The organism is Paraburkholderia sp. D15, assembly GCF_029910215.1.
In the GTDB taxonomy this organism is placed as follows: Bacteria; Pseudomonadota; Gammaproteobacteria; order Burkholderiales; family Burkholderiaceae; genus Paraburkholderia.
The window spans coordinates 114,886-137,955 of record NZ_CP110396.1; the positions used below are offsets into that span (position 1 = coordinate 114,886).

A 23,070-nucleotide genomic window follows, 5' to 3' on the forward strand; every position below is an offset into this window, starting at 1 on the left:
ATGCGGAAGTGACCCTACGCGGCGCAGCTCACCCCGCCGCGCGTCGCACGGCTTCCTCCTCCTGCAACTGCCGCCAGAGAATTTTGCCGCTGCCCGACTTCGGCAACGCGCTCACGAACTCGACGATCCGCGGCGCCTTGTACACGGCCATCTGCCCGTGCGACCAGTCGATGATCTCCTGCGCGCCGACCTTGCCCACATACGCATCGTCGAGCACCACCAGCGCTTTCACCGTCTCGCCGCGCTTCTCGTCCTGCACGCCGATCACGCACACTTCATGAATCGCCGGATGCCGGTACATCAGCGCCTCGACTTCGGCCGGCCACACCTTGTAGCCCGATGCGTTGATCATCCGTTTGAGACGATCGGTCATGAAGAAGTAGCCATCCTCATCGATATGGCCGAGGTCGCCGGTACGCAGAAAACGCTTGCCGTCGAGTTCGACGAAAGCCTCCGCGCTCGCTTTCGGATTGCGCCAGTACCCCTGCATCACCTGCGGCCCGTGGGTGACGATCTCGCCGGTCTCGCCGCGCGGCAATTCCTGCAACGAAACCGGATCGATCACGCGCGAATCCACGTCGAACACCGGTATGCCGAGACATTGCGCCTTCGGCCGGTGCGGCGGATTGATGTGCGTGCCGGCGATCGTTTCGGTCATCCCGTAGCCTTCCACGTAGTCGAGCCCGGTCAACGCCTTGAGCTTTCTCGCGATCGCGTCGGGCATCGCCGCGCCGCCGCCGCGCGTGCCGGTGAGGCTCGACAGATCGTAGTCGCCGAGTTTCGGGTTCGACAGGAAGTCGACCATCATCGTCGAGATCGATTGCCACGACGACACGCGATATTTCTCGATGCATAGCGCGGCGGTATCGCGATCCCAGCGCGGCAACAGCACGATCGTCGCGCCCGCGAAGATCGGCCCGTTCATGCCGCCCTGCATGCCGGTCACGTGAAAAAGCGGCAGCACGGACAGGCTCACGCTATCGGCCGCCGACGCGAACCACACGCAGCAGCCGAGCGTCGTGCTCATCACGCTGCGATGGGTATGCATGCAGCCTTTCGGCTTGCCGGTCGTGCCCGACGTATACGGCATCACGCACAGATCGTCGGCGCCTGCCGTCAGCGGACCCGGCGCGATGTGCCGTTCGAGCACGTCGCGCCACGCCGTGACGCCCGGGCGCGCGAATGTCCGGCGCGGCGCGGCGACGAACTCCGGCACCGCGAACGGCGACGGACGCTTCAGATAATCGCTATACGTGGCGACGATCGCGTGACGCAGGCCCTGGCCGGGCGCATCGCCGAGCAAGGGCTCGACGTTCGGAAACAGACACTGCGGCGCGATGATCGTGGTCGCGCCGCTGTCTTCCACATAGTGCGCGAGTTCGGCGCTCATGTTCATCGGATTGACCGGCACCACGACCGCGTTCGCGCGCAGGATGCCGTAGTAAGCGATGACCCATTGCGGACTGTTCTGCATGTACAGCAGCACGCGATCGCCGGCCTGCACCCGGCATTCCTGTTGCAGGAAACCGGCGATCCGTTCGGTCTCGTCCTTGAATTCGGCGTAGGTGACCGGCGTGTCGTAGAAGAGGATGAACGGCTTGTCGGGAAAGCGCGTCGCCGAGACCTCGGCGTTGTAGTACAGGCTGGTTTCGGGCAGCGTCAGATGGCGCGGGACCTGCGGCGGCCAGTGTGGAAAGTGGCTTTGATTCACGACGTCTCCTGCGAGATCGATGCACATAAACGGGTGTGAATATCCGGGCGTCTTCCGACGGTCATCCGCATCGGAATCGCTTCGCCAATAAAAGCACGCTCATTCGCTTTTGCGATAGACTGACACGTCGCCCGTCAGCGGATGACTGGGATTTACCCCGATATCCGCGCTACCGATCTTCTCCGCGCCACGTCTCCCCACCCGTCGAGCGCCCCCTCAACCGAGCCGCGCGGCTCATCGTCGAACAGGTCTTCTCTCATGCAGGATGCGTCGATCGTCAATTCGCGGGATCTGGAGTTTCAGCTGTTCGAAGTCCTCGACGCCGAGGCGCTCACGCGCCGCCCGCGTCACGCGGACCACAGCCGCGAGACCTTCGTCGCGGCGCTCGATACCGCGCACGCGGTCGCCGTCGACACATTCGCCACGCACAATCGTCTCGCCGACGAACACGAGCCGCACTTCGACGGCCAGCGCGTGAGCGTGCTCCCCGAAGTGAAACACGCCCTCGACGCGATGCGCGCCACCGGTTTTCTCGCCGCGGGCAAGGACTACGAATGGGGCGGCATGCAGTTGCCCTCGGTGATCGCGTTCGCGTGCCTGTCGCTGTTCAAGAGCGCCAACATCGCCACCGCGTCGTACGCGATGCTGACCACCGCGAACGCGAATGTGATCGAACGGTTCGGCAGCGACGCGCAGAAGCGCAAATATCTGCGCGCGCTGTTCGAGGGCCGCGCGTTCGGCACCATGGCGCTGACCGAACCGCAGGCCGGTTCGAGCCTTTCCGATCTCGTCACGAGCGCCACGCCCAACGAGGACGGCACCTATTCGATTCGCGGCAACAAGATTTTCATTTCGGGCGGCGATCACGAACTGAGCGAAAACATCGTGCATCTGGTGCTCGCGCGAATTCCCGGCGGCCCGGCGGGCGTCAAGGGCATCTCGCTGTTTACCGTGCCGAAGTATCACGTCGACGCGAACGGCGAGCGCGGCGAGCGCAACGACGTCGCGCTCGCGGGACTGATCCACAAGATGGGCTGGCGCGGCACGACCTCCACGATGCTGTCGTTCGGCGAGCATGGCGCATGCATCGGCGAACTGGTGGGCGAACCGCATCAAGGTCTCGCGGCGATGTTCCATATGATGAACGAGGCGCGTATCGGCGTCGGTCTCGGCGCGGTGATGCTCGGCTATCGCGGCTACCTCGCGTCGCTCGACTATGCGCGCGAGCGGCCGCAAGGGCGTCGTCCGGACAACAAGAATCCGCTCGATCCGCAATTGCCGCTGATCGAACACGCGGACGTGCGTCGCATGTTGCTCGCGCAAAAAGCCTATGTGGAAGGCGCATACGCGTTGTGCCTGTACGCCGCGCGTCTGGTCGACGAACAGCACACCGGCGAGACCGACGCGGCGCGCGCCGAAGCGGGCCTGCTGCTCGATCTGCTGACGCCGGTGGTGAAGTCGTGGCCGTCGCAATGGTGTCTGGAGGCGAACAGCCTCGCGATCCAGATTCACGGCGGCTACGGTTACACGCGCGAATATCCGGTCGAGCAGTTCTATCGCGACAACCGGCTGAACATGATTCACGAAGGCACGCACGGCATCCAGGCGATCGATCTGCTGGGTCGCAAGGTGGTCATGAAACAAGGTGCGGCGCTAGCGTTGTTGATGCGCGAGATCGAGCGCACGATCGACGCGGCGCGCGCTCATCCCGCGTTGCATGCGCATGCCGATGCACTCGGTCATGCATCGCGCGATCTGGCCGATACGGTGAAGGCGCTGCTGCCCACGCTCGCCGCCGACAGCGAACGCGCGCTCGCCAATGCCAATGCGTTTCTCGAAGCCTTCGGCCATATCGTGATCGCGTGGACGTGGCTGCGCCAGGCGATCGTCGCGAACGCGGCGCTGGCTTTACCCGGCGCCGGCGCCGACAGCAGCGCGGACGCGGACTTCTATCGCGGCAAGCTGCACGCATGCCAATGGTTCTTCCGCTGGGAACTGCCACGCGTCGCGTTGATGCTCGACACATTGCGCCGTCTGGACGACACCACGCTGTCGATGGCGCCGTCGTGGTTCTGATCGCGGCGCAGCTTAGCGCACCACATAGTGCGACGCCTGGCGCAATGGTCAGTTTTTCCAGCATGAGCGCGTCGGCTGGAGTATTGTTTAAGCGCGCCGGGAGCGCCGCGGCATCACTCTTCTACAAGACAGGGGCTCCTCGCGAGTAGACAAGTACTCGCAAGCGCGTGGTTTTTGCCTGCAACGAAGTGACATCACTCAGCGACATCAACTTTTCGAGGATGGAGAAAACGTGAAAACAGTCAATCTATTGAAGGCGCTCGGCATTGCATTGTGTGTCACGGTGGCATCCAGCGCCTACGCGCAATCCAGCGACGCGATGGCGTCGGGCAGCATGGCCGCGCCGGCGAAGAGCATGAAGAAGACGGACCGCTCGCTCGGTCTGCAAGTGCGCAAGGCGCTTGCGAAAGCCCAGGGCTTCGACGTGTCGAACGTGTTCGTGCGCGCGCGCGGCGGCGCGGTGACGTTGACCGGTTCAGTGCCCGACGGCGCGCAGATCCCGCAGGCGGAAGAAGTCGCCAAGGGCGTGGCCGGCGTGAAGTCGGTGAACAACAAGCTGACGATCGGCACGCAAGGCGGCAGCGGCGGCTGAACACCGCGTCGTTGATCGAAGTCAACGCAAGCTCATTCAACCCACCCCCGCGTAGTACGACGAAGTCCGTGGACGACGAGCCGCACCGCCGGTCGCGAAGCGCGAAAGCGGCGCGGCTCGCCGTCCCGTCATCTGTCGTCTGAAGTGATTCACCGCCGGAAAGCCGCGCAACAGTTAGCGATCCTAGCTTCCCGCCTGCCTCGTCGACACCCCTCTTCCGCTGCTTACCGTCCCGCGCGGCGGCACAATCTTCATACCAGCCCATGCGCCACACGTGGCGTTTTTGTATGTGACCAAGTGACGATCAGCCGCTAGAATGCGCGCTTGCACGCACTTTGCGGTCCGGCCTGACCGCGCGATGCTTTCGCCGCCCTTTCACGTCCACCTTATTCGTCGCATGAAAAGCAGCATCATGAGCCTGGCGGTTAACCGCCGCCACCGCCTTGCTGCCTGCGCGGTTTCCGGGGTGCTGCTGGGCACGGTGCTCGCCGTGCTGCCGGTCGCGAGCCGTCCCGTGGCGACCGTCGCGCCGTTCCTGCCGCTCTTCACGATGGCCGTGATCGCCACCGAAGGGCTCACCGCCTTTCTGCTGTGGACGCAATTCATGATCACGCGCGCCGCGTTTCTGGCCGCGCTGGCCGGTGCGTACGTGTACACGGCATCGACGGTCGCCGTGCAATTGCTGGCATTCCCAGGCGTGTTCTCTCCGACCGGCCTGCTCGGCGCGAGCCCGCAAAGCGCGGTGTGGATCTGGGCGTTCTGGCATGGCGGCTCGCCGTTGCTCGTGGTGGTCGCGCTGTGGGCGCGCTGGCGTTACCCGGTGCCGCTGACCGCGCAAGGCGCGGCGGCGCGCATCGGCAGTGCGCTGCTGCTGGGGCCGTTGCTGCTGTCGCTGCTGCTCTGCTACGTGGCGATCCGTCACGCGGACTGGTTTCCCTCCCTGGTCGAAGGCGGCTCCTATCAGCGGCGTCTGCATAGTCCATCCGGGATCGGCCTCGCGCTGCTCAGCGCGGCCGCGTTCGTCTGCCTCGTCGCCACCACGCGTTTGCGCACGATGCTCGACCTGTGGCTCGGCGTCGCGATGCTCGCCGGTCTCGGCGACATCGTCGTGACGCTGGCGGCGAACTCGCGTTTCAGCGTCGGCTGGTATGTCGCGCGGGTGGCGTCGGTGATGGCGTCGAGCACCGTGCTCGGCGTGCTGATCTGGGAAATCAGCCACCTGTACCGCGAATTGCACAAGGCCAACGCGCGGCTCAGCGAATTCGCGTCGCGCGACGGTCTCACCGGCCTCTACAACCGCCGCTATTTCGACGAACGTTATCCGGAAGCGCTGACGCGCGCCCAGGCCGCGCCGTATCCGCTGACGGTGATGATGGTGGACATCGACCACTTCAAGCGCTTCAACGACACGCTCGGCCATCTGCATGGCGACGACACGCTGACCGCCGTCGCCGCCGTGTTGCAGGCGAGCCTGCGGCGCAGCGGCGACTTCATCGCGCGCTACGGCGGCGAGGAGTTCGTGGTGGTGTTGCCGGATTGCGGCGCGCAGCTCGCGAGCCAGCTGGCCGAGCGGCTGCGGGTCGCGGTCGTGCAGCGCGGCGTGCCCGCGCCGTTTACGCCGGCGGGCCGGGTGACGGTCTCGGTGGGCGTTGCGACGACGCGCGCGAGTCAGGCGGCCACGCCGGAGGTTCTGCTTGCGCAGGCCGACGCGGCGCTGTACCGGGCGAAGGAAGCCGGACGCAATCGCGTCGCGGCGTGAGGATCGCCGGCGCTAGCCGGCGCGATTGAATAAATAAACTCCCGGCGTCCGGCGTTCAGCCGACCCAATGCCCCGGCACCCATTGCCAGTGATTGCCTTCCCAGCGGTAATGGCCCTTCACCCAGTGATAGCCCGGCGCGGGCGAGGCCGGTACGACTTCCACCAGCGGCGCGGGCTGTGGCGGACGGGCGGGTTCCACCACACAGGCGGACAGCAGCGCGGCGCACAGGCCGGCGAGCGAAACAGCGCGAATGGACGGTCCGATTTTCATTTTTCCTCTCCTGGATGTTGTTGAATAAGCCGGCTTGTGCCGGTTTTTGATTTACCGCGGGTCATGCTAGGCACGCACGATGCCCGTCAACGGCCGCACTGCCGCCGACGACGACGCAGACGCACCGCCGCCGAACAGCGCGTTCGCCGTGCGCTGCGGATCGAGTCCGAGGCTTTCGCCGGCCGTTCCGGCGATCACCGCATCGAGCGAGGTGGTCGGTTTCAGATCGCGCCCCTCGTACAGCTGATGCGGCGCGAGCCCCGGCCAGTCCGACATGACACGCCCGCCCGCCACCGACCCGCCCAGCACCATCGCCACCGATCCGGTGCCATGGTCGGTGCCGCCGGTGCCATTGGCGGCGGCGGTGCGGCCGAACTCGGTCGCCACCAGCACGGTCGTCTTGCTCCATGCCGGTCCCATGCCGTCGCGCAGCGCCGCGAGCATCGTGTCGAGCGCCTTCAACTGGTTGGCGAGGCGCGGATTCTGCGCGCTGTGCGTGTCCCAGCCGCCGGTTTCGATCATCGCGATGCGCGGGCCGTCGTCGCGCGCCAGAAAACCGGCGGCGAGCTTGCCGAGGCTGGCCGGGTCCTGACGCGCACTGGCGTCGCCCGCGAGGCCGCGCGCGGCCATCGCCGATTCCCATAGCGGCCGCAGTTGCGCGTCCTGGTCGTAGAGCTGCGAGACCCGCGTGAGCAGATCGTCGGGCGCCTGCGGCAACGCGGACGGCGCATACGACGTCACCTGCGCGGGACCGCGTAGCGCCATCGGCACGGTTGGCGCGAAGGCGATCGCGTTCTCGCGCGTGGCCGGCAATTGCGCGACGAGGCGGTTCAGCCAGCCGTCCTTCATCTGATACGGCGACGCGCCGCCGGTCTCCAGCACGTTCTGGCCATCGAAATGCGAGCGGTCGCGATACGGCGACGCCACTGCGTGCACGAAGAGCGCCTGGCGGTTCGCATACATCGCGGCGGTCTGCGCGAGAGACGGATGCAGCGCGAAGGTGCCGTCGAGCCGGGTCGCGTTCGAGGTATCGATCGCCAGCGCGCCGCGCAGATTCGCATACGCGGGTTCGGCGTACGGCACCACGATGTTCAGACCGTCGGCCGCGCCGCGCTGGATCACGAAGACGAAACGGCGATCGGTGGCGACGCTCGCGAAGGCGATGCGCGGGGCCACCAGCAGCGCGCCCGCGCCCACGGCGGCGACGTTGAGGAATTTGCGGCGTGACAACATGGCATTCATCTCCGTTGAAAGTCGGGCGACACCAGCAACAAGGCGATCGCCGTCGACGCGCTTTCGGCGCGCCCCACCGCGGTCGCGGTCGGCGCGCTGAGCGAGCCCGCCGTCAAGGTCTGGCCGAGCGCGCGCGCGTCGAGCCGGTCGCCGACCCGCGACGCGAACCGCTGCGCCATCTCGACGCGCCGCACCAGCGCATCGGGCGCGGCCCAGCTCGCGGCGATGTCGTCGTAACCCGCGGGCGAGCCCGGCCGCCAGACCGGCTGGCCGAGTTGCGTGAGAAGCGGCGCGGTCTGCAGATTGCCGAGGTCCTGCCAGCCGAGACCGCGCATCGACGAAATGGTCCATTCCCATGGCGTCTTGAACTTGAGCGGCGTCGGCGACCACGCTTCATGACTGTCGAGCAGCGCGCGATAGACGGCCGGCAGATCGCCGCCGCTGCGCGCGAACACGCCGGCCAGCCGCTCGCTCACGCCGGGCGGCGGGTTGTCGCCGACGAAATGGCGCGCCAGTTTGCCGCCGATGTGCTGCGCGGTCGCCGGCGACGCGGCCAGGTCGTGCAGCACCGCGAGCGCCTGCTCCTCGCCGGGCTGGTCGTAGCGGCGGCCCATGATGGTGCGCGAGCCCGGCTCATGCAGCGCGGCGCGAAACACGAAACTGCCGGGCGCTGCGTCCGGCTGCGCGCCGAAACGGCGTGCGTTGGCGTTGGCGTTCGCACCGGGACCGGCGGCGACGCTCCAGCCGGTCAGCGCGCGAGCGAATTCGGTGACGTCGTCCTGGCTGTAGCCGCTGCGCACGCCGAGCGTATGCAGCTCCATGATTTCGCGCGCGAGGTTTTCGTTGAGTCCGCGCTTACGCTCCGGATTGCGCTGCTCGGCGCGCAGCGCGGCCATGCTGTCGGGACCGACCGAGCGCGTCTGATCGAGAAACAGCTGCATCGCGGGATGACGTTCGACCGCCACCAGCATGTCCTCGAAGCGGCCGAGCACGTGCGGGCGGATCGCTTCGGCTTCGAAGGAACCGGCGAGCGCGGCGACGCCGGGTTTTTCGGTGGAGACGGCGAAGTGGTTCGCCCAGAAATGCACCAGCCGCTCGACGAACGGCGTCTGCGTGGTCAGCGCGCTCGCGACCCGCGCATTCACGGACGAGCGGTACAGGTCGACGATTTCGCCGCGCATGGCTTTGCGTTCTGCCTGGCGGGCGGTTTGAGCGGGGTCTTGCGGCGGGGTTTGTGCGGCGCTTTGGGTCGCGTTCCGGCTCGCGTTCTGCGCATTCTGTTGACGGCCGCCTTGCGCGCCGAACGGCGTTCCCGGTTGCGGTACGCCGCGCGCAGTCGCCGGATTGCCCGTCGCGCCCGCTTCGGCTTGCGCTTGCCGGTTCTGCTGATTGAACTGCATGCGCTGCTGCAACAACTCGGTCGAGAGCGCCACCGAGTCCGGCTGGCCAGCCCACGCGGCAGGCCGTGGCTGATACTGCTCCAGTTGCGCGAGCAACCATCCTTTCGGATCGGCGGGCGGCGTATCGTCGGCCCGCGCACCCAGGCCGAAGCGATTCAGCGCAATCGCGGCGGCGTTCAGATTCGGTGAGTTAGCCATATCGTCCTCGTCGGCGTTCGATATGGATTAAACGGCGCTCGCGGGCAAATCCGTCGCACCGTCTTGCGTTTTTTTAGTTGGCCGACGCACCGCTGGACGGTTGAACCGTGCCGCCGGCCTGGTTCGTTTGACTTGCCTGGCTCGCCTGAGCATTCTGCTTGCCCTGCCCGCCGGGCTTTTTCGCATTCGCCGCCGCTTGCGTCTCGCGCCATTGCCCCCGCACTTTCAAACTCTCCGCGAATGCCACCCGCTCTTCCGGCGACAACGTCGACGCGAAATCGGCGACGCTGCCTTCCACGTCCGCGCGCAGATTGCTGTCGGCGGCGCGCACGCGGGCAAGCGCGGCGTCGAGCGCGGCGCGGTCGAACTGCGGCGCGGCCAGCAGACGCAACACCTCGCGACGGCCTTCACGGCCCTCGCGCGCATAGTCGCGGCCCTCGCGGCGCGCTTTCTTCAACCCGTCGACGAACGCCTTCTGCCGATCGGCCGACAACGGCTCGGCGGCGAAACGCAGCGCGTGTTGCTGCGCAGCCGCCGCCGCGTTCGTCGCGCGATGCGTGGCGAACCACTGATACGCGCCGCCCGCAATTGCACCGAGCAAAAACACATTGACCACCAGCGACGCCGCCAGTACGAATTTCCACGACCGGCCGTTCATTCGCCGCTCCAATCGGCGGAAGTCCCGCCAAAACTCGAAGTTAAATAAGAAGACTCGTGCACCGGCGCCACCGATCCGGTCACCACGAAGAACGACACGGCGAACGCGCCCGCCACGCCGCCTAGCAGGCCGACGCCCGCCACCGCCGCGCCCGACCACCACCAGCGGCGCGGCGTGCCGGCCGGGCCCGGCTGTCGCACCGGCGCGCCACGCAGAACCCGTTCGCGCAGCGCCACGCTGGGCGGCTCGACCTTGTCGGCGGCGAGCCACGCGTCGAGACCGGCGGCCTCGTCGAGCAGCGCATCGGCCTGCGCGCGGTGCAGCGTCGCCCACGCCTGCGCCGCCGCGCGCTCCTGCTGCGGCCAGCGGCGCGCATCGGCGCCATAGGCTTCGACGATCTGTTGAAATCTTTCGGGCGTCATGATTTGTCCTTGCTAAGGCCGCGGTCGGCCAGTTGAGCGCGCAGATTGCGGCGCGCGCGCGCCAGCAGGCTTTCCAGCGCATCGACGGTGATCCCCATCAGGGCGGCGGCGTCGATGTTCGACATGTCCTGGTAGTAATTCAGCACCAGCGCCTCGCGTTGCCGCGCGGGCAGCGCGGCGAGCGCGGCGCGCACCCGCTCGTCCTGGGCGCGCGCTTCCAGTTGCGCGTCGGGCAGCGCGGCCGGATCGGGCTGGTCCGGCAGTTCTTCATACGGATCTTCACGACGGCCACGCAGACGGTCGTAGCAAAGATTGAGCGCGACACGATGCACCCACGTGTCGAACTTCGCCTCGCCCTCGCGCCAGCGCGCCGCGTGCTTCCAGATCCGCACGAACACCTCCTGGGCCACGTCTTCGGCTTCCATGCGGTCGCCCAGCATGCGCGTGGCGAGCGCCAACAGGCGCGGCAGCTTGCGCGCGACGAGCGAACGCACGGCGGCCGGGTCCTGCCGGCCGACCTGCTCGAGCAGTTCCGCGTCGGGATCGCGTTCACTCAAGGCGTGGCGCTCCCCGGCGCGCGTTGGATGGAAAGGTCATTGCCCGGTTCGTTGCATGGGCGGCTTTTTTGCGTGACTCGCTGCCTGACTGGCAGTCTGACTCATCGCCCGACTCGTCCCCGCTCATGCCCGGCCGATGCCGGCCCGCTGTCTGGTTCATGCGCGCTCAGGCCCAATGCCCTTCGACCCAGCGCCAGTTCGGGCCGCGCTGCACCCAGTGGCCCGGCACCCAGCGGTAGCCGACCCGCACCGGCTGCCAATGCCCCGGCACCCACACGTAGCGGCCATGATTCCAGCGCCAGCGGCCCTGATCCCACACATAGCCGGCTCGCGGCGCCGGCACCACTTCGACGCGCGGCGGCGGCGGCGCCATCGGCGCGACGATCACCGCTTGCGCGCGGGCCGGCGTGGCCGTCAGCGCGGCAGTGCCGCCCAGCGCGACGATCATCGCCACGGCGCCGAGCAGGCGGCCGGTCCGGGTCGCGTTCAAGCGCGTTGTCGTGTGCGATTTCAGGTCCGATTTCGTGTGAGATGTCATGTCCTTTCTCCCTGAAGGCCGAAGCCGGAAGCGGCTCCATTGTCGGTTGAACGCGCGAGCGGAAAAAATCCGTCGCTTCCCTGACAAATTGCTTTTTGCGACGTGCGGCGGACGATGCCGATTCCACGGCGAGGGGGCTGCCCTGCGCCGGCAGGCACCGCACCGCACTGCCCCGCACCGCACCGCATCGCATCGCATCGCATCGCATCGCGCACTTTACGGGCAGCGCTGCCAAACGGCAGCCTCTTCGCCCCCCGACGACGCGCGAGCCGGTAAGGTATGCTTTCTGGCTTCTCTCACCCACTATTTTTCCGCCCGATGGCCGACTCACCTGCCCACTCATCTGCTGCCCCCTCCGCCGATTTCCCCTTCGACGCCGTGCTGTTCGACTGCGACGGCGTGCTCGTCGACTCCGAACCCATCACCAATCGCGTGCTGACCGAGATGCTTGGCGAGTTGGGCTGGCAGTTGAGCGTCGAGGAAACCATGCGGATTTTCGTCGGCAAGGCGGTGCGCGACGAAGCGCCGCTGATCGAAGCACGCACCGGCGTGGCGATTACGTCCGACTGGCTGATGCAGTTCCGCGAGCGACGCAACCTGGCGCTGGATCGTGAGCTGGTGGCGATTCCTGGCGCGGAACGCGCAGTCCGCGCACTGCACGCGGCCCTGAACGGACGCATCGCGGTAGCGTCCGGCGCGGATCGCATCAAGGTGGAGTTGCAGCTCGTCAAGGCCGGGATGCTCGACTGTTTCGCGGGCCGCATTTTCAGCGGGCATGAGACGCCGCGCAGCAAGCCGTTTCCCGACGTGTATCTGGCGGCGGCCGCCGCGCTCGGTGTCGATCCAGCACGCTGCGCGGTGATCGAGGACACGGTGACGGGCGCCACCGCCGGCGTCGCGGCCGGGGCGACGGTGTTTGGGTATTGTCCGCAGGAACTGAGTCATAGCAACGCAACGGCGCTGCACGGCGCGGGCGCGGTGCACGTGTTTCGCGACATGGACGAATTGCCGGGGTTGCTGGCGGGATGGGCGCAGACGAACCAGCAACCTCGCTGACGCACGCTGCACACTGCACAGTGCGCGCGGCTGCAATTTCTGCACGCCGCCGGACCTCCTTATCGTGCATAAGTCCCGCTGTACGATGCCGCCCCTACCGGCTGAATATCGCCATGGACACAGGCGTCGTTCCCGTCTGCACGGTCGCGACACTCAGCGCCGTGAGCGCGCCATCGACACCAATCGCGTACTGCGAAATCGTGTTGACGTTACTGTTCACCACATAGGCGAAGCGACCCGAGGGATCAAACGCGACAAATGTCGGACCGTCGCCGGTTGTCACGGTCGGCGTACTCATGGGCGTCAGCGCACCGCTGACGCCGATCGTGTACTGCGAAATCGTACTGACGCCAGAACTCGAGTTTGTTACGTAGACAAAGCGCCCTGTCGGATCGACCGCGACGAAGGTCGGAGCGATTCCGGTCGATACGGTCGACGGACTCATGGCCGTCAGCGCGCCGTCAGCACCGATCGTGTACTGCGAAACCGTGTTGTCGAGCCGGTTTGTCACATAGACGAAGCGGTCCGACGGATCGAGAGCGATGGATTGCGGCTGGTTTCCCGCCGCTACGCTCGGCGGACTCATGGCCGTGGGCACACCATCGGAGCCAATCGTGAACTGCGCGACCACGCTGGCCGGCCCGACCCCATACGCGAAGCGGCCCGAATGATCGATAGCGAGGCGGGCCACCGAGGGCGCCGCCATCGCGGGCGGCGAGCTCACCGCCGTCAGCGCGCCGTCAGCGCCGACGCTGTACTGCAAAATTTCACCGCCACCTTGGTACGTCACGTAAGCGAAGCGACCTGAAGGATCGGTCGTGATGCCGAAAGGATAGGTTGCTGGAGTCGATACGGTCGACGGACTCATGGCCGTGAGTCCTCCGTTCGCGCCAATCGTGTACTGCGAAACCGTGCTGTCGTATTCGTTCGGCACATAGGCGAAGCGACCCGAAGGATCGACGGCGATGGACGTGGGTTGATCGCCCGAACGCACAGTCGGGACGCTCATCGGGGCGAGCACCCCGTTAGCGCCGATGGCGTACTGCGAAACGTCGTCGTTCAGTACGTTGACCACATAGGCGAATGCAGGCCCGATGATGCAACTGATCGCGACAGTGGTGACATTGGCTGTCGCTTGAGTGCCGGCGCCGTTCGACACCGTGCAGGTCTGACCCGCGGGCTGAGCGCCAATGGTGACAGCGTAGCTGCCGTCGAGCGGCAGCGGGGTGGCGAAAGTGAATCCGCCATTCGCACTCACGATCAGCGGATCACCGCCGTTGTCGTTCAGCGTGAGCTGGGCCCCGGCGGCCAGGCCCGTTACGGTGCCGCTGACCGTGAAGGTCGGGGGCGGCGGATTGGGCGGTGCCGCGCCCTGGGAACCCGATCCCCCACCGCAGCCCGCCATCGCAAGCACGGCGCACAGCGAAACGCCAGCCAGACGCCGGAACATATCCGGCACACCCATTTCTCGACTATGCGACATAAATGCGCTCCAGACCTTTATGCGGCGTTGGGTGAATCCACCGCGACGATCATAGCCGACCTGGCCGGACCTTCCGTTCAAGTGCGCCAAAAGATCTGCCTCAAAGCGCCAACGACGCCCGAGCGCACTGTTGCCCACCCACCTATTCGAACGCCGGATCGATCGGCACGCGATAGTCGACCGCGAGCCGGTTGGTCTCGTTCGCCATGCCGACCACCGCCAGCAGTTCGCCGAACATCTCGTCGGTCATGCCGGCGCGGCGCGCGGCGGCCGTGTGGCTGGCCACGCAGTAGCCGCAGTTGTTCGTCACACTGACCGCGACGTACAGCAACTCCTTGATCAGCGGATCGAGCGCGCCCGGCGCCATCACGTCCTTCAGGCTATCCCAGGTGCGCGCGAGCGTCGGCGGATGCTGGGCGATGAACTTCCAGAAGTTGTTGACGTCCTCGACCTGACGGGTCTGCTTGATGTCGTCGTAGACGGCTTTGACTTCCGGCGAGGCGGCGGCGTATTCGACGGCTTTCTGCTGGCTCATGCGTGCTCCTGGTGTGATGGAATCGGCGTGCGCATATTGTGCAGGCAATCGCGCGCGACGCCTAACCGACGATGCTCACGCCTCGTCCCTATGCGCGACGAGCCACGCGAGCACGTCGGCGGCATTGCGGTCGGGCGGGAACACCGGATAGAACACCTTCGCGATCACGCCGTGATCGACGATCAGCGCGAGCCGTTTGATCAAGGTCATGCCGCCGGCTTCGAAGGTCGGTAGACGCAGCGCGTCGGTCAACCGCAACAGCTCGTCGGACAGCAAGGGATACGGCAGATGCAAGCGCTCCACGGCCTCGCGCTGATACGCGGAAGCTTGCGTGGAGAGGCCGAACAGATACGATGCGCCAGCCTCGCGGAGTGCCTGAGCATGGTCGCGAAACGCGCACGACTGCGGCGTGCAACCCGGTGCGCCGGGCGTGGCGAGCCAGCCGTCGATCAGCGGGTCCTGCGGACGCTTCTTCCATGGATACGCGTAGATCACCACGCGCCCCGCCAGCCCGGCGAGGTTGACCGCTTCGCCGCTCGTCGACGTCAAGGCGATGTCGGGCAGACGCATGCCCTCCAGATGCGATGTTGCGCCGTCGTCCTGCGGTACCGGCAGGGTCGACCAGTCGATTACGAGTGTGTCCGTCATTTCTGCTCCTTCGTTGAGCCGGTACGCGGAAGGGACTGGCGAATAAAAAAAGCCCCGACCGTGTGACCAGCGGGGCTTGTGATCTGCGCTTGGGATCTTCTTGATGCGCAGTGTTTTCTAGTGCGTACACGTCCCCCATGACGAAGCCCGATGGGCTCGTTCATGGTGGTGAACCGGATGGCAAATCGCAATCGCGATGGACGTGAGGTTTTGCATGACGATGCAGTGTGCCCGTTATTCTTCAGATGTGTCAACGCACGGGAGCGTATGGTTGGCATGTGGCGTTCGGCACGTTTTGGTACGTAACACCATGCTCACCTGCCCGCTCATCACGCCCCCGCGCATTCAATCGAGCGGACGCAACACCTGCCCGCCCGCGCCGTCTTCCACTTGCCAGCCCGCCGTGTTCAATTGCCCGCGCAAGCGGTCGGCCTCGCTCCAGTCTTTCGCGACGCGCGCGGCCAGGCGTCGTTCGGCAAGCAGCGCGATCGACGGTGGAATCGTCACCGCGTCTTCCCGCCAGTGCGCGAGCCGCAGTCCCAGCACCGCGTCGAAACGGTCCACTGTCGCGCGGCGCACGGCCGGCGGCAGGTCGCTGCGCACCACGTCCCACAGTACCGCGAGCGCACGCGGCAAGTTCAGATCCTGATCGACTTCCGCGTTGAAACGAGTCAGCGCGGCCGCATCCGCTTCGCCGCCCACCGGCCATTTAACGTACGCGCTGCGCAAGCGCGTCAACGCGGCTTGCGCAGCGTGGAGCGCATCCCAGTTAAAGCGCAGGCTGCTGCGGTAATGCGCGCTCAGGCACAGGTAGCGATACGCCAGCGGATCGACGCCTCGTTCGATCACCGTCTGCAGGCGCACGAAGTCGCCGCCCGACTTCGCCATCTTGCCCGCGTCGAGCATCAGGAAATGACCATGCAGCCAGAAATTGGCGAGCCGCGTGCCGTGGCGCGCCTGGGTCTGCGCGATTTCATTGCTGTGATGCACGGCGATATGGTCCTCGCCGCCGCAATGAATGTCGAACCACGGGCCGAGGTATTGCGCGGACATCGCCGAGCACTCGATATGCCAGCCCGGAAAACCCACGCCCCAGGGACTGTCCCACTCCATCTGCCGGGTGCTGCCGGGTGGGCTGAACTTCCACAACGCGAAGTCCGTCGCGCGCCGCTTGTCGCCGACGGCGACTCGTATGCCGGCCTGCAGGCCCGAAACATCGAGGCGCGCGAGGTAGCCGTAGTCGTCCTGTCGGCCGGTATCGAAGTAGAGACCGTCGGCGGTGCGATACGTGTATCCGTTGCGTTCGAGTTCGGCGATGAAGTCGATCTGCTGCGCGATGTGATCGGTCGCGCGGCACCAGACCGTCGGCTCCAGCAGGTTCAGCGCGCGCCAGTCCTGCTGGAACGCCGCGGTATAGCGTTCGGCGATGGCCCATGCCGATTCGCCGGTGCGGCGACTGCCCTTCTCCATCTTGTCCTCGCCCTCGTCGGCATCGGAAACGAGGTGGCCGACGTCGGTGATGTTGACCACGTGGCGCACGGTATAGCCGTTCGCCGCCAGCGCGCGCCGCAGCACATCCTCGAACACGTAGGTCCGCAGATTGCCGAGATGCGCGTGGTCGTACACGGTCGGGCCGCAGCAGTACATGCCGACATGATCGGGTTGAAGCGGCGTGAACGGGCGTAGCGTGCGCGACCAGGCGTCGTAGAGAGCGAGCGGCATGATGGGTCCTTGAGCACGGGGTGCCGAGGTGTCGCGCGGTGGGAGACATGGCCGCGCGACGCGTCGTTGAAAAACAAAAAGGCCACCGGTCGTATGACGGGTGGCCTCGGGGCGATGAACGGGTACGGACGTGTTCGGATCGGCTCGCTACACGCAAGCTCCCCTCGGCAGGCCGCGACAGCATGCGCGCAAGGCAGATGGAAGGGAAGCGATGAACGGGTTCATGGATTCGATGCTAATGGCTAGCACGAATCTGGTCAATCGCTGGCCCCGTGTCGGTCCGCAAAAAAAACAGAACCCCGCGAGACTTTCATCCCGCGGGGTTCCGGTTTTGACGTGACGCGCGATGTGCTCGCGCGCGCGGCAATTCGTTTAGCGCGACATCATATGCATGCTGACGTTATGCATGACCCACAGCGTGCCGCCGATCACGATCACCGCGGTCAGCACCGTGAAGGCAAACGCCATCACATTCCAGCGCTGTTCCGACGACGTGTTCAGATGCAGGAAGAACACCAGGTGCACGACGATCTGCACGAACGCGAGGCCCGCGATCGCCAGCAGCGCGTTCTCGCCGGTCAGCATGCCGGTCAGCACGAGGCCGAACGCCGCCGCGGTCAGGATGACGGACAGAATGAAACCCGTCGCATAGCTGCCGAGGCTGCCGTGGCTTTCACCCGCTGCCGAGTGTGCGGAGTGGCTATGGTCCATTTAGATCACGCTCGCAAGATAGACAAAGGTGAAGACGCCGATCCACACGACGTCCAGAAAGTGCCAGAAAAGGCTCAGGCACGTCAGACGGATCATGTCGCGCTCGGTCAGATCGCGGTGCGTCATCACCTGCACGGCGAGCACCACCATCCAGATCAGGCCGCAGGTCACGTGCAGACCGTGCGTGCCGACCAGCGTGAAGAACGACGACAGGAACGCGCTGCGGCTCGGACCCGCGCCTTCGGCGATCAGGTGCGAGAACTCGCGCAGTTCCAGCACGAGGAACGACAGGCCCAGCAGGAACGTCACGCCGAGCCAGAAAAGCAGCACGCCCTTGCGCTTCCTGTACGCGCCCAGCATCGCGAAACCGTAGGTGATACTGCTGAGCAGCAGCATTGTGGTTTCGAGCGCGACGCCCGGAATCTCGAACAGATCCTTGCCCGACGGACCACCCGCGAACTGGTGGCTCATCACCGCGAACACCGCGAACAGCGCCGCGAAGATGATGCAGTCGGTCATCAGGTACAGCCAGAACCCGAACACCGAATGCGACGGCACGTGGTCCGCATCGTGATGATGCGCACCCGCGTCAATAGTATTGGTCGACATCAATCCACCTCCAACGCCATCTGGGCGCCTGCGCCCGAGCGCTTCTCTTCGATCGCGGCGACTTCGGCCGCCGGAATGTAATAGCCTTCGTTCTTCTGGAAGCTGTAGACGATCACGGTCGCGATCGAGCCGACCAGACCGACGATCGCCAGCCACCAGATATGCCAGACCGCGGCGAAACCGAGCACCAGCGAGAACAGCGCGGCGATCACACCAGCCGACGTGTTCGACGGCATGTGAATGTCGCGGTACACCGGTTTGGCTTGCAGGCTCTTGTCCGCCTTCATGTCCGCGAATGCGTCCAGCTTGTGCACCGTCGGAATGATCGCGAAGTTATAGGCCGGCGGCGGCGAGCTCATCGCCCACTCCAGCGTATGGCCATCCCACGGATCGCCGGTGACGTCGCGGTTCTGCGGCAGATTGCGGTCGCGGATACTGACGATGATCTGCAGCACCTGGCACGCGATACCGATCGCGATCAAACCTGCGCCGGCAGCGGCCAGAATCAGCCACGGGTGCCACAGCGGGTTGTCGTAGTGGTTGATACGGCGCGTCATGCCCATGAAGCCGAGCACGTACAGCGGCGTGAACGCCACCCAGAAACCGATCTGCCAGAACCAGAACGATGCCTTGCCCAGCTTCTCGTTCAGCTTGAAGCCGAACGCCTTCGGGAACCAGTAGTTGAAGCCGGCCAGATAGCCGAACAGCACGCCACCGATAATCACGTTGTGGAAGTGAGCGATCAGGAACAGGCTGTTGTGCAGCACGAAGTCCGCGCCCGGGATCGCCATCATCACGCCGGTCATGCCGCCGATGGTGAAGGTGATCATGAAGCCGATGGTCCACAGGATCGGCGGCGTGAATTGCAGACGGCCCTTGTAGATCGTGAACAGCCAGTTGAACACCTTCACGCCGGTCGGGATCGCGATCACCATCGTGGCGATACCGAAGAACGCGTTGACGTCGGCGCCCGAACCCATCGTGAAGAAGTGATGCAGCCACACGAGGAACGACAGCACCATGATCGCGCAGGTCGCCCACACCATCGTCTTGTAGCCGAACAGCGGCTTCTTCGCGAAGGTCGCCACGACTTCCGAGAAAATACCGAACGCCGGCAGGATCAGGATGTACACCTCGGGGTGACCCCAGGCCCAGATCAGGTTCAGGTACATCATGGCGTTGCCGCCGCCGTCATTCGTGAAGAAGTGCATGCCGAGGTAACGGTCCAGACCCAGCAGCGCGAGCGTGACGGTCAGGATCGGGAACGACGCCATGATCAGCACGTTCGTGCACAGTGCGGTCCACGTGAACACCGGCATCTTCATGAACGTCATGCCCGGCGCGCGCATCTTCACGATCGTCGCGAAGAAGTTCACCCCGGTCAGCAACGTCCCGATACCGGAAAGCTGCAGACTCCATAAGTAATAGTCGACCCCGACACTCGGACTGAACTGCAGCTCCGACAGCGGCGGATAGGCCAGCCAGCCGGTTTGCGCGAATTCACCGATCACCAGCGAGATGTTGATCAGGATCGCGCTGACCGCGGTCATCCAGAAGGAGAGCGAGTTGATGAACGGGAACGCGACATCGCGCGCGCCGATCTGCAACGGCACGATGATGTTCATCAGGCCGATCATGAACGCCATCGCCATGAAGAAAATCATGATGACGCCGTGCGCCGTGAACACCTGGTCGTAGTGATGCGGCGGCAGATAGCCGGGGTTCGCGTAAGCGAGCGCCTGTTGCAGACGCATCATGACCGCATCCGCGAAGCCGCGGAACAGCATGATCAGCGCGACGACGATGTACATCACGCCGAGCTTCTTGTGGTCGACCGACGTGAGCCACTCGGTCCACAGATAGCGCCACTTGCCGAAATAGGTGATCAGACCCAGCAGCGTCGCACCGCCGAGCGCGATCATCACGGCCGTGACCATGATGATGGGCTCGTGATACGGAATCGAGTCTAGAGAAAGTTTTCCGAACATGCGTTACCCCTTACCCTTTGGCGCACAGTTAGCGTCCTGCATGTTGTCGAGGACGTTCCCGTTGTTGTATCGGGCAATGATGTTGTGAAAGAGCTTCGGATCGACCGACGAGAAATAACGCACCGGTTCTTTCTCCGTCGGCGCCGACACCGCGTGGTAACGGTCCATGCTCAGGTTGTCCGACGAGGCGCGCACCTTGGCGACCCACGCGTTGAACTCTTCCGGCGACGAGGCGATCGTGCGGAACTTCATGTCCGAGAAGCCCTTGCCGCTGAAGTTGGCCGACTGGCCCGCGTAGTTGCCCGCTTCGTCAGCGATCAGGTGCAGACGCGTTTGCATACCCGCCATCGCGTAGATCTGGCCGCCGAGTTGCGGGATGAAGAACGAGTTCATCACCGTGTCCGACGTGATCGTGAAGTTGACCGGCGTGCCGACCGGGATCGCCAGCTGGTTCACCGACGCGATGCCGAGGTCCGGATAGATGAACAGCCACTTCCAGTCGAGCGCGACGACTTCGACGTTGATCGGCTTGACCTGCGACTCGAGCGGCTTGTACGGATCGAGTTCATGCGTGGTCTTCCACGTCAGGATGGCGAGAAACAGAATGATCAGCGTCGGAATCGTCCAGATGGCGATTTCGATACCGGTCGAATGCACCCAGCCCGGCTGATAGTCGGCGCTCTTGTTCGACGCGCGATAGCGCCATGCGAACAGCAGCGTCAGCAGGATCACCGGCACGACCACGATCAGCATGGCCCAGGTGGAGGTAGCAATCAGCTCGCGCTCCGCTACACCCACGCTCCCCTTCGGATTCAGAATATCGAGGTTGCTGCAACCCGAGAGCAACAACACGAGGCTCGTGGACAGGAAACTAATCGACCCCCGCAGAGTCTTTCCTTTCATATCCATTGCCTCTTATTTACGTCTTCAACGAACGTCATTCGACCGCTCTCCATTAGTAAGCGCTCGCATGGTAGGGGCACGTCAGGCGCTGATAAACCCTCGATTTAGCAACGATCTATTGCGTCGCAGCACCGTGCGACACGTTGCCGCAGGCGTGCGCTCGAATTCGCGCCTGCCGTCTCTACCTGCCTAGCTTCAAACAACCGTCACGACACGAAAATGCCTTTCCACAAGCGCTAAAACGCAACGCGATCCATGGGATTGCGCTGCGTCAAAGGCAAACGGAAAAGCGCGCGCCGGACTGAAAAAAGCAGATCGACACTGCAGCCCCCATGCGCCGGATGCTGCAGCAGCGAAATGCTTCAACTCACTCGGGTCACCCCTTCAACCCGCTGCTTCGACCTGCCGCTTCAACCTGTCGGCCTAACCCGGCGAACGAACCGTCGTGGCAACCGGCGCCGGCGCCGCGGCCTGCAGACGCTCGCCACCTTCCGGCGCGGAGTCCGACGGATGCACCGAGCGTTCCGACTGCGCCAGCAACGTGCCGACCGACGGATCGATCGCGTCGGTGAACGGCTTCGGGTTCAGGCCGATCGCCAGCACCAGCAGCGCCATCGCGCCGAGCAGCAGGAATTCGCGGTTGCCGAGGTCCTTCAGTTTCGCGACGCGCGCATTGGCGATCGCGCCGAAGATCACGCGCTTGTACATCCACAGCGTGTAGGCGGCACTGAGAATCAGCGTGGTCGCGGCCATCGCGCCGATCCAGAAGTTGAAGCGGATCGCGCCCATCAGCACCATGAACTCGCCGACGAAACCCGACGTGCCCGGCAGGCCGATGTTGGCCATCGAGAACAGCATCACGAACGCGGCGAAACGCGGCATGGTGTTGGCCACCCCGCCGTACTCGGCGATGGACGCGGTTTTGGTGCGGTCGTAGAGCATGCCCGTGCACAGCAGCATCGCGCCCGACACGATGCCGTACGACAGCATCTGCACGATCGCGCCGGCCTGGCCGATGCGGTTGAAGACGAACAGGCCGAGCGTCACGAGGCCCATGTGCGCGACCGTCGAATACGCGAGCAGACGGCGCATGTCGGTTTGCACGAGCGCGAGCAGGCTCGAATAGATGACCGCGATGAGCGACAGCGTGATCATCATCGGCGCGAAGAAATGGCTGGCCTGCGGTGCGATCGGCAGCGCGAAACGCAGCAGACCATAGCCGCCGAGCTTCAGCATGCCGATCATCACGGCGGCGCCGGTCGGCCCGTCCAGGTGAACGTCCGGCAGCCACGTGTGCAGCGGCCACATCGGCACCTTCACGCCGAACGCGGCGAGGAAGCCCAGGAAAATCAGCACCTGCGGCCACGTGCCGAGATGCGTCTCGCGCCACACGGCGAGATCGAAGCTGTGCGTCTGGCTATATAGATAGAGCATCGACATCAGCATCATCAGCGAGCCGAGGAACGACACGAAGAAGAACTTGATCGCCGCGTACGAGCGGTTCGAATGACCCCACGTGCCGATCAGCAGATAGAGCGGAATCAGCGTCGCTTCGAACGAGATGAAGAACAGCATGCCGTCGAGCGACGTGAACACGCCCTGCATGAAACCCGACAGCATCAGGAACGCGCCGAAGTACTGCGCGGTGCGCTGGGTGATCGACTCCCACGACGCGATCACGATGATGATCGTCGTCAGCGCGGTCAGCGCGACGAGCCACAGCGAAATGCCATCCACGCCCACATGCCATGCGATATCGAAGGTCGGCGACCACTGCACGTTCTCGACGAACTGCATCGACGTCACGTCGTTGCGGAAATTCGCGACCAGCGGGATCACCGGCAGGAACCCCGCGACCGCGCCGCTCAGCGCGAGCCAGCGGGTGCGACTACGTGCCGCGTCGGATCCGGCCCGCAAAACCACGAGGCCAGCGACAATAGGGATCCAGATTAGTAGGCTAAGAAGAGGCAATGGCATGTGCTCTGTCGAAAACTCTGTCG

At 65.0% G+C, this 23,070-nt stretch carries 20 protein-coding genes and 1 pseudogene; 4 read left to right on the plus strand and 17 right to left on the minus strand.

The genetic code is table 11. The annotated features are described in order from the left end of the window. Positions 1–28 precede the first annotated feature (28 nt). Complete coding sequence (locus LFL96_RS20100) at positions 29–1,711, minus strand: long-chain fatty acid--CoA ligase (protein ID WP_281002471.1); 1,683 nt, start codon at positions 1,709–1,711, stop codon at positions 29–31. 258 nt (positions 1,712–1,969) lie between these two features. Here LFL96_RS20100 and LFL96_RS20105 point away from each other — a divergent pair, with 258 nt between their 5' ends. The 3 genes from LFL96_RS20105 (at position 1,970) to LFL96_RS20115 (ending at position 6,138) form a co-directional block, all read left to right on the plus strand. Then, entirely contained in the window at positions 1,970–3,787 is a 1,818-nt protein-coding gene (locus LFL96_RS20105; RefSeq protein ID WP_281002472.1) for an acyl-CoA dehydrogenase, read from the plus strand. A 232-nt stretch (positions 3,788–4,019) separates the two neighbouring features. Beyond that, the gene (locus LFL96_RS20110) at positions 4,020–4,379 is read left to right on the plus strand and encodes a BON domain-containing protein (protein WP_281002473.1); all 360 of its coding nucleotides are present in this window, start codon (positions 4,020–4,022) and stop codon (positions 4,377–4,379) included. Positions 4,380–4,791: 412 nt separating this feature from the next. Next, on the plus strand, positions 4,792–6,138 hold the full coding sequence (locus LFL96_RS20115) for a sensor domain-containing diguanylate cyclase (RefSeq protein ID WP_281002474.1): 1,347 nt from the start codon (positions 4,792–4,794) through the stop codon (positions 6,136–6,138). A gap of 55 nt (positions 6,139–6,193) precedes the next feature. Here the strand turns inward: LFL96_RS20115 and LFL96_RS20120 are convergent, their stop codons facing one another. From LFL96_RS20120 to LFL96_RS20150, 7 genes and pseudogenes are all read right to left on the minus strand, one after another. Beyond that, positions 6,194–6,409: a YXWGXW repeat-containing protein gene (locus LFL96_RS20120; protein WP_281002475.1), complete on the minus strand. Its 216-nt coding sequence runs from the start codon at positions 6,407–6,409 to the stop codon at positions 6,194–6,196. A 66-nt stretch (positions 6,410–6,475) separates the two neighbouring features. Beyond that, positions 6,476–7,642, minus strand: coding sequence for a DUF1501 domain-containing protein (locus LFL96_RS20125; RefSeq protein ID WP_281002476.1), 1,167 nt, complete (start codon positions 7,640–7,642; stop codon positions 6,476–6,478). A gap of 5 nt (positions 7,643–7,647) precedes the next feature. Further along, positions 7,648–9,240, minus strand: coding sequence for a DUF1800 domain-containing protein (locus LFL96_RS20130; protein ID WP_281002477.1), 1,593 nt, complete (start codon positions 9,238–9,240; stop codon positions 7,648–7,650). 73 nt (positions 9,241–9,313) lie between these two features. Continuing rightward, a complete protein-coding gene (locus LFL96_RS20135) occupies positions 9,314–9,898 on the minus strand; it encodes a periplasmic heavy metal sensor (RefSeq protein WP_281002478.1) in 585 nt (194 codons plus the stop codon). Continuing rightward, positions 9,895–10,320, minus strand: a complete 426-nt coding sequence (locus LFL96_RS20140) for a hypothetical protein (RefSeq protein ID WP_281002479.1) — start codon at positions 10,318–10,320, stop codon at positions 9,895–9,897. Before LFL96_RS20140 ends, LFL96_RS20135 begins: the two co-directional genes overlap by 4 nt. Then, positions 10,317–10,883, minus strand: a pseudogene (locus LFL96_RS20145) (RNA polymerase sigma factor); the annotation flags it as partial. The pseudogene LFL96_RS20145 and the gene LFL96_RS20140, both read right to left, overlap by 4 nt. 160 nt (positions 10,884–11,043) lie before the next feature. Continuing rightward, positions 11,044–11,343: a YXWGXW repeat-containing protein gene (locus LFL96_RS20150; RefSeq protein ID WP_281003943.1), complete on the minus strand. Its 300-nt coding sequence runs from the start codon at positions 11,341–11,343 to the stop codon at positions 11,044–11,046. 390 nt (positions 11,344–11,733) lie between these two features. On the opposite strand from LFL96_RS20150, the gene LFL96_RS20155 reads away from it, so the two are divergent. Next, positions 11,734–12,471 (plus strand): HAD family phosphatase, encoded by a 738-nt coding sequence (locus tag LFL96_RS20155; protein ID WP_281002480.1) that lies wholly within the window; start codon positions 11,734–11,736, stop codon positions 12,469–12,471. Positions 12,472–12,565: 94 nt separating this feature from the next. Here LFL96_RS20155 and LFL96_RS20160 read toward each other — a convergent pair whose 3' ends face one another. From LFL96_RS20160 to LFL96_RS20200, 9 genes are all read right to left on the minus strand, one after another. After that, entirely contained in the window at positions 12,566–13,954 is a 1,389-nt protein-coding gene (locus LFL96_RS20160) for a beta-propeller fold lactonase family protein (RefSeq protein WP_281002481.1), read from the minus strand. A gap of 142 nt (positions 13,955–14,096) precedes the next feature. Next, the gene (locus LFL96_RS20165; RefSeq protein WP_281002482.1) at positions 14,097–14,489 is read right to left on the minus strand and encodes a carboxymuconolactone decarboxylase family protein; all 393 of its coding nucleotides are present in this window, start codon (positions 14,487–14,489) and stop codon (positions 14,097–14,099) included. Positions 14,490–14,564: 75 nt separating this feature from the next. Then, complete coding sequence (locus tag LFL96_RS20170; protein WP_281002483.1) at positions 14,565–15,137, minus strand: peroxiredoxin; 573 nt, start codon at positions 15,135–15,137, stop codon at positions 14,565–14,567. A gap of 345 nt (positions 15,138–15,482) precedes the next feature. After that, a complete protein-coding gene (gene cysS / locus LFL96_RS20175) occupies positions 15,483–16,859 on the minus strand; it encodes a cysteine--tRNA ligase (protein WP_281002484.1) in 1,377 nt (458 codons plus the stop codon). Between the two features lie 372 nt (positions 16,860–17,231). Beyond that, positions 17,232–17,570 carry a cytochrome o ubiquinol oxidase subunit IV gene (gene cyoD, locus LFL96_RS20180; protein ID WP_281002485.1) on the minus strand — a complete coding sequence of 113 codons (339 nt, stop codon included), beginning with the start codon at positions 17,568–17,570 and terminating at the stop codon, positions 17,232–17,234. Continuing rightward, positions 17,571–18,179 carry a cytochrome o ubiquinol oxidase subunit III gene (gene cyoC, locus LFL96_RS20185; protein ID WP_281002486.1) on the minus strand — a complete coding sequence of 203 codons (609 nt, stop codon included), beginning with the start codon at positions 18,177–18,179 and terminating at the stop codon, positions 17,571–17,573. It abuts the gene before it with no gap. After that, positions 18,179–20,167: a cytochrome o ubiquinol oxidase subunit I gene (cyoB, locus tag LFL96_RS20190; protein WP_281002487.1), complete on the minus strand. Its 1,989-nt coding sequence runs from the start codon at positions 20,165–20,167 to the stop codon at positions 18,179–18,181. Before cyoB ends, cyoC begins: the two co-directional genes overlap by 1 nt. A 3-nt stretch (positions 20,168–20,170) precedes the next feature. Next, entirely contained in the window at positions 20,171–21,070 is a 900-nt protein-coding gene (cyoA, locus tag LFL96_RS20195) for a ubiquinol oxidase subunit II (protein ID WP_281002488.1), read from the minus strand. 423 nt (positions 21,071–21,493) lie between these two features. After that, positions 21,494–23,047: an NADH-quinone oxidoreductase subunit M gene (locus LFL96_RS20200; RefSeq protein WP_281002489.1), complete on the minus strand. Its 1,554-nt coding sequence runs from the start codon at positions 23,045–23,047 to the stop codon at positions 21,494–21,496. Between the last annotated feature and the right edge of the window lie 23 nt (positions 23,048–23,070).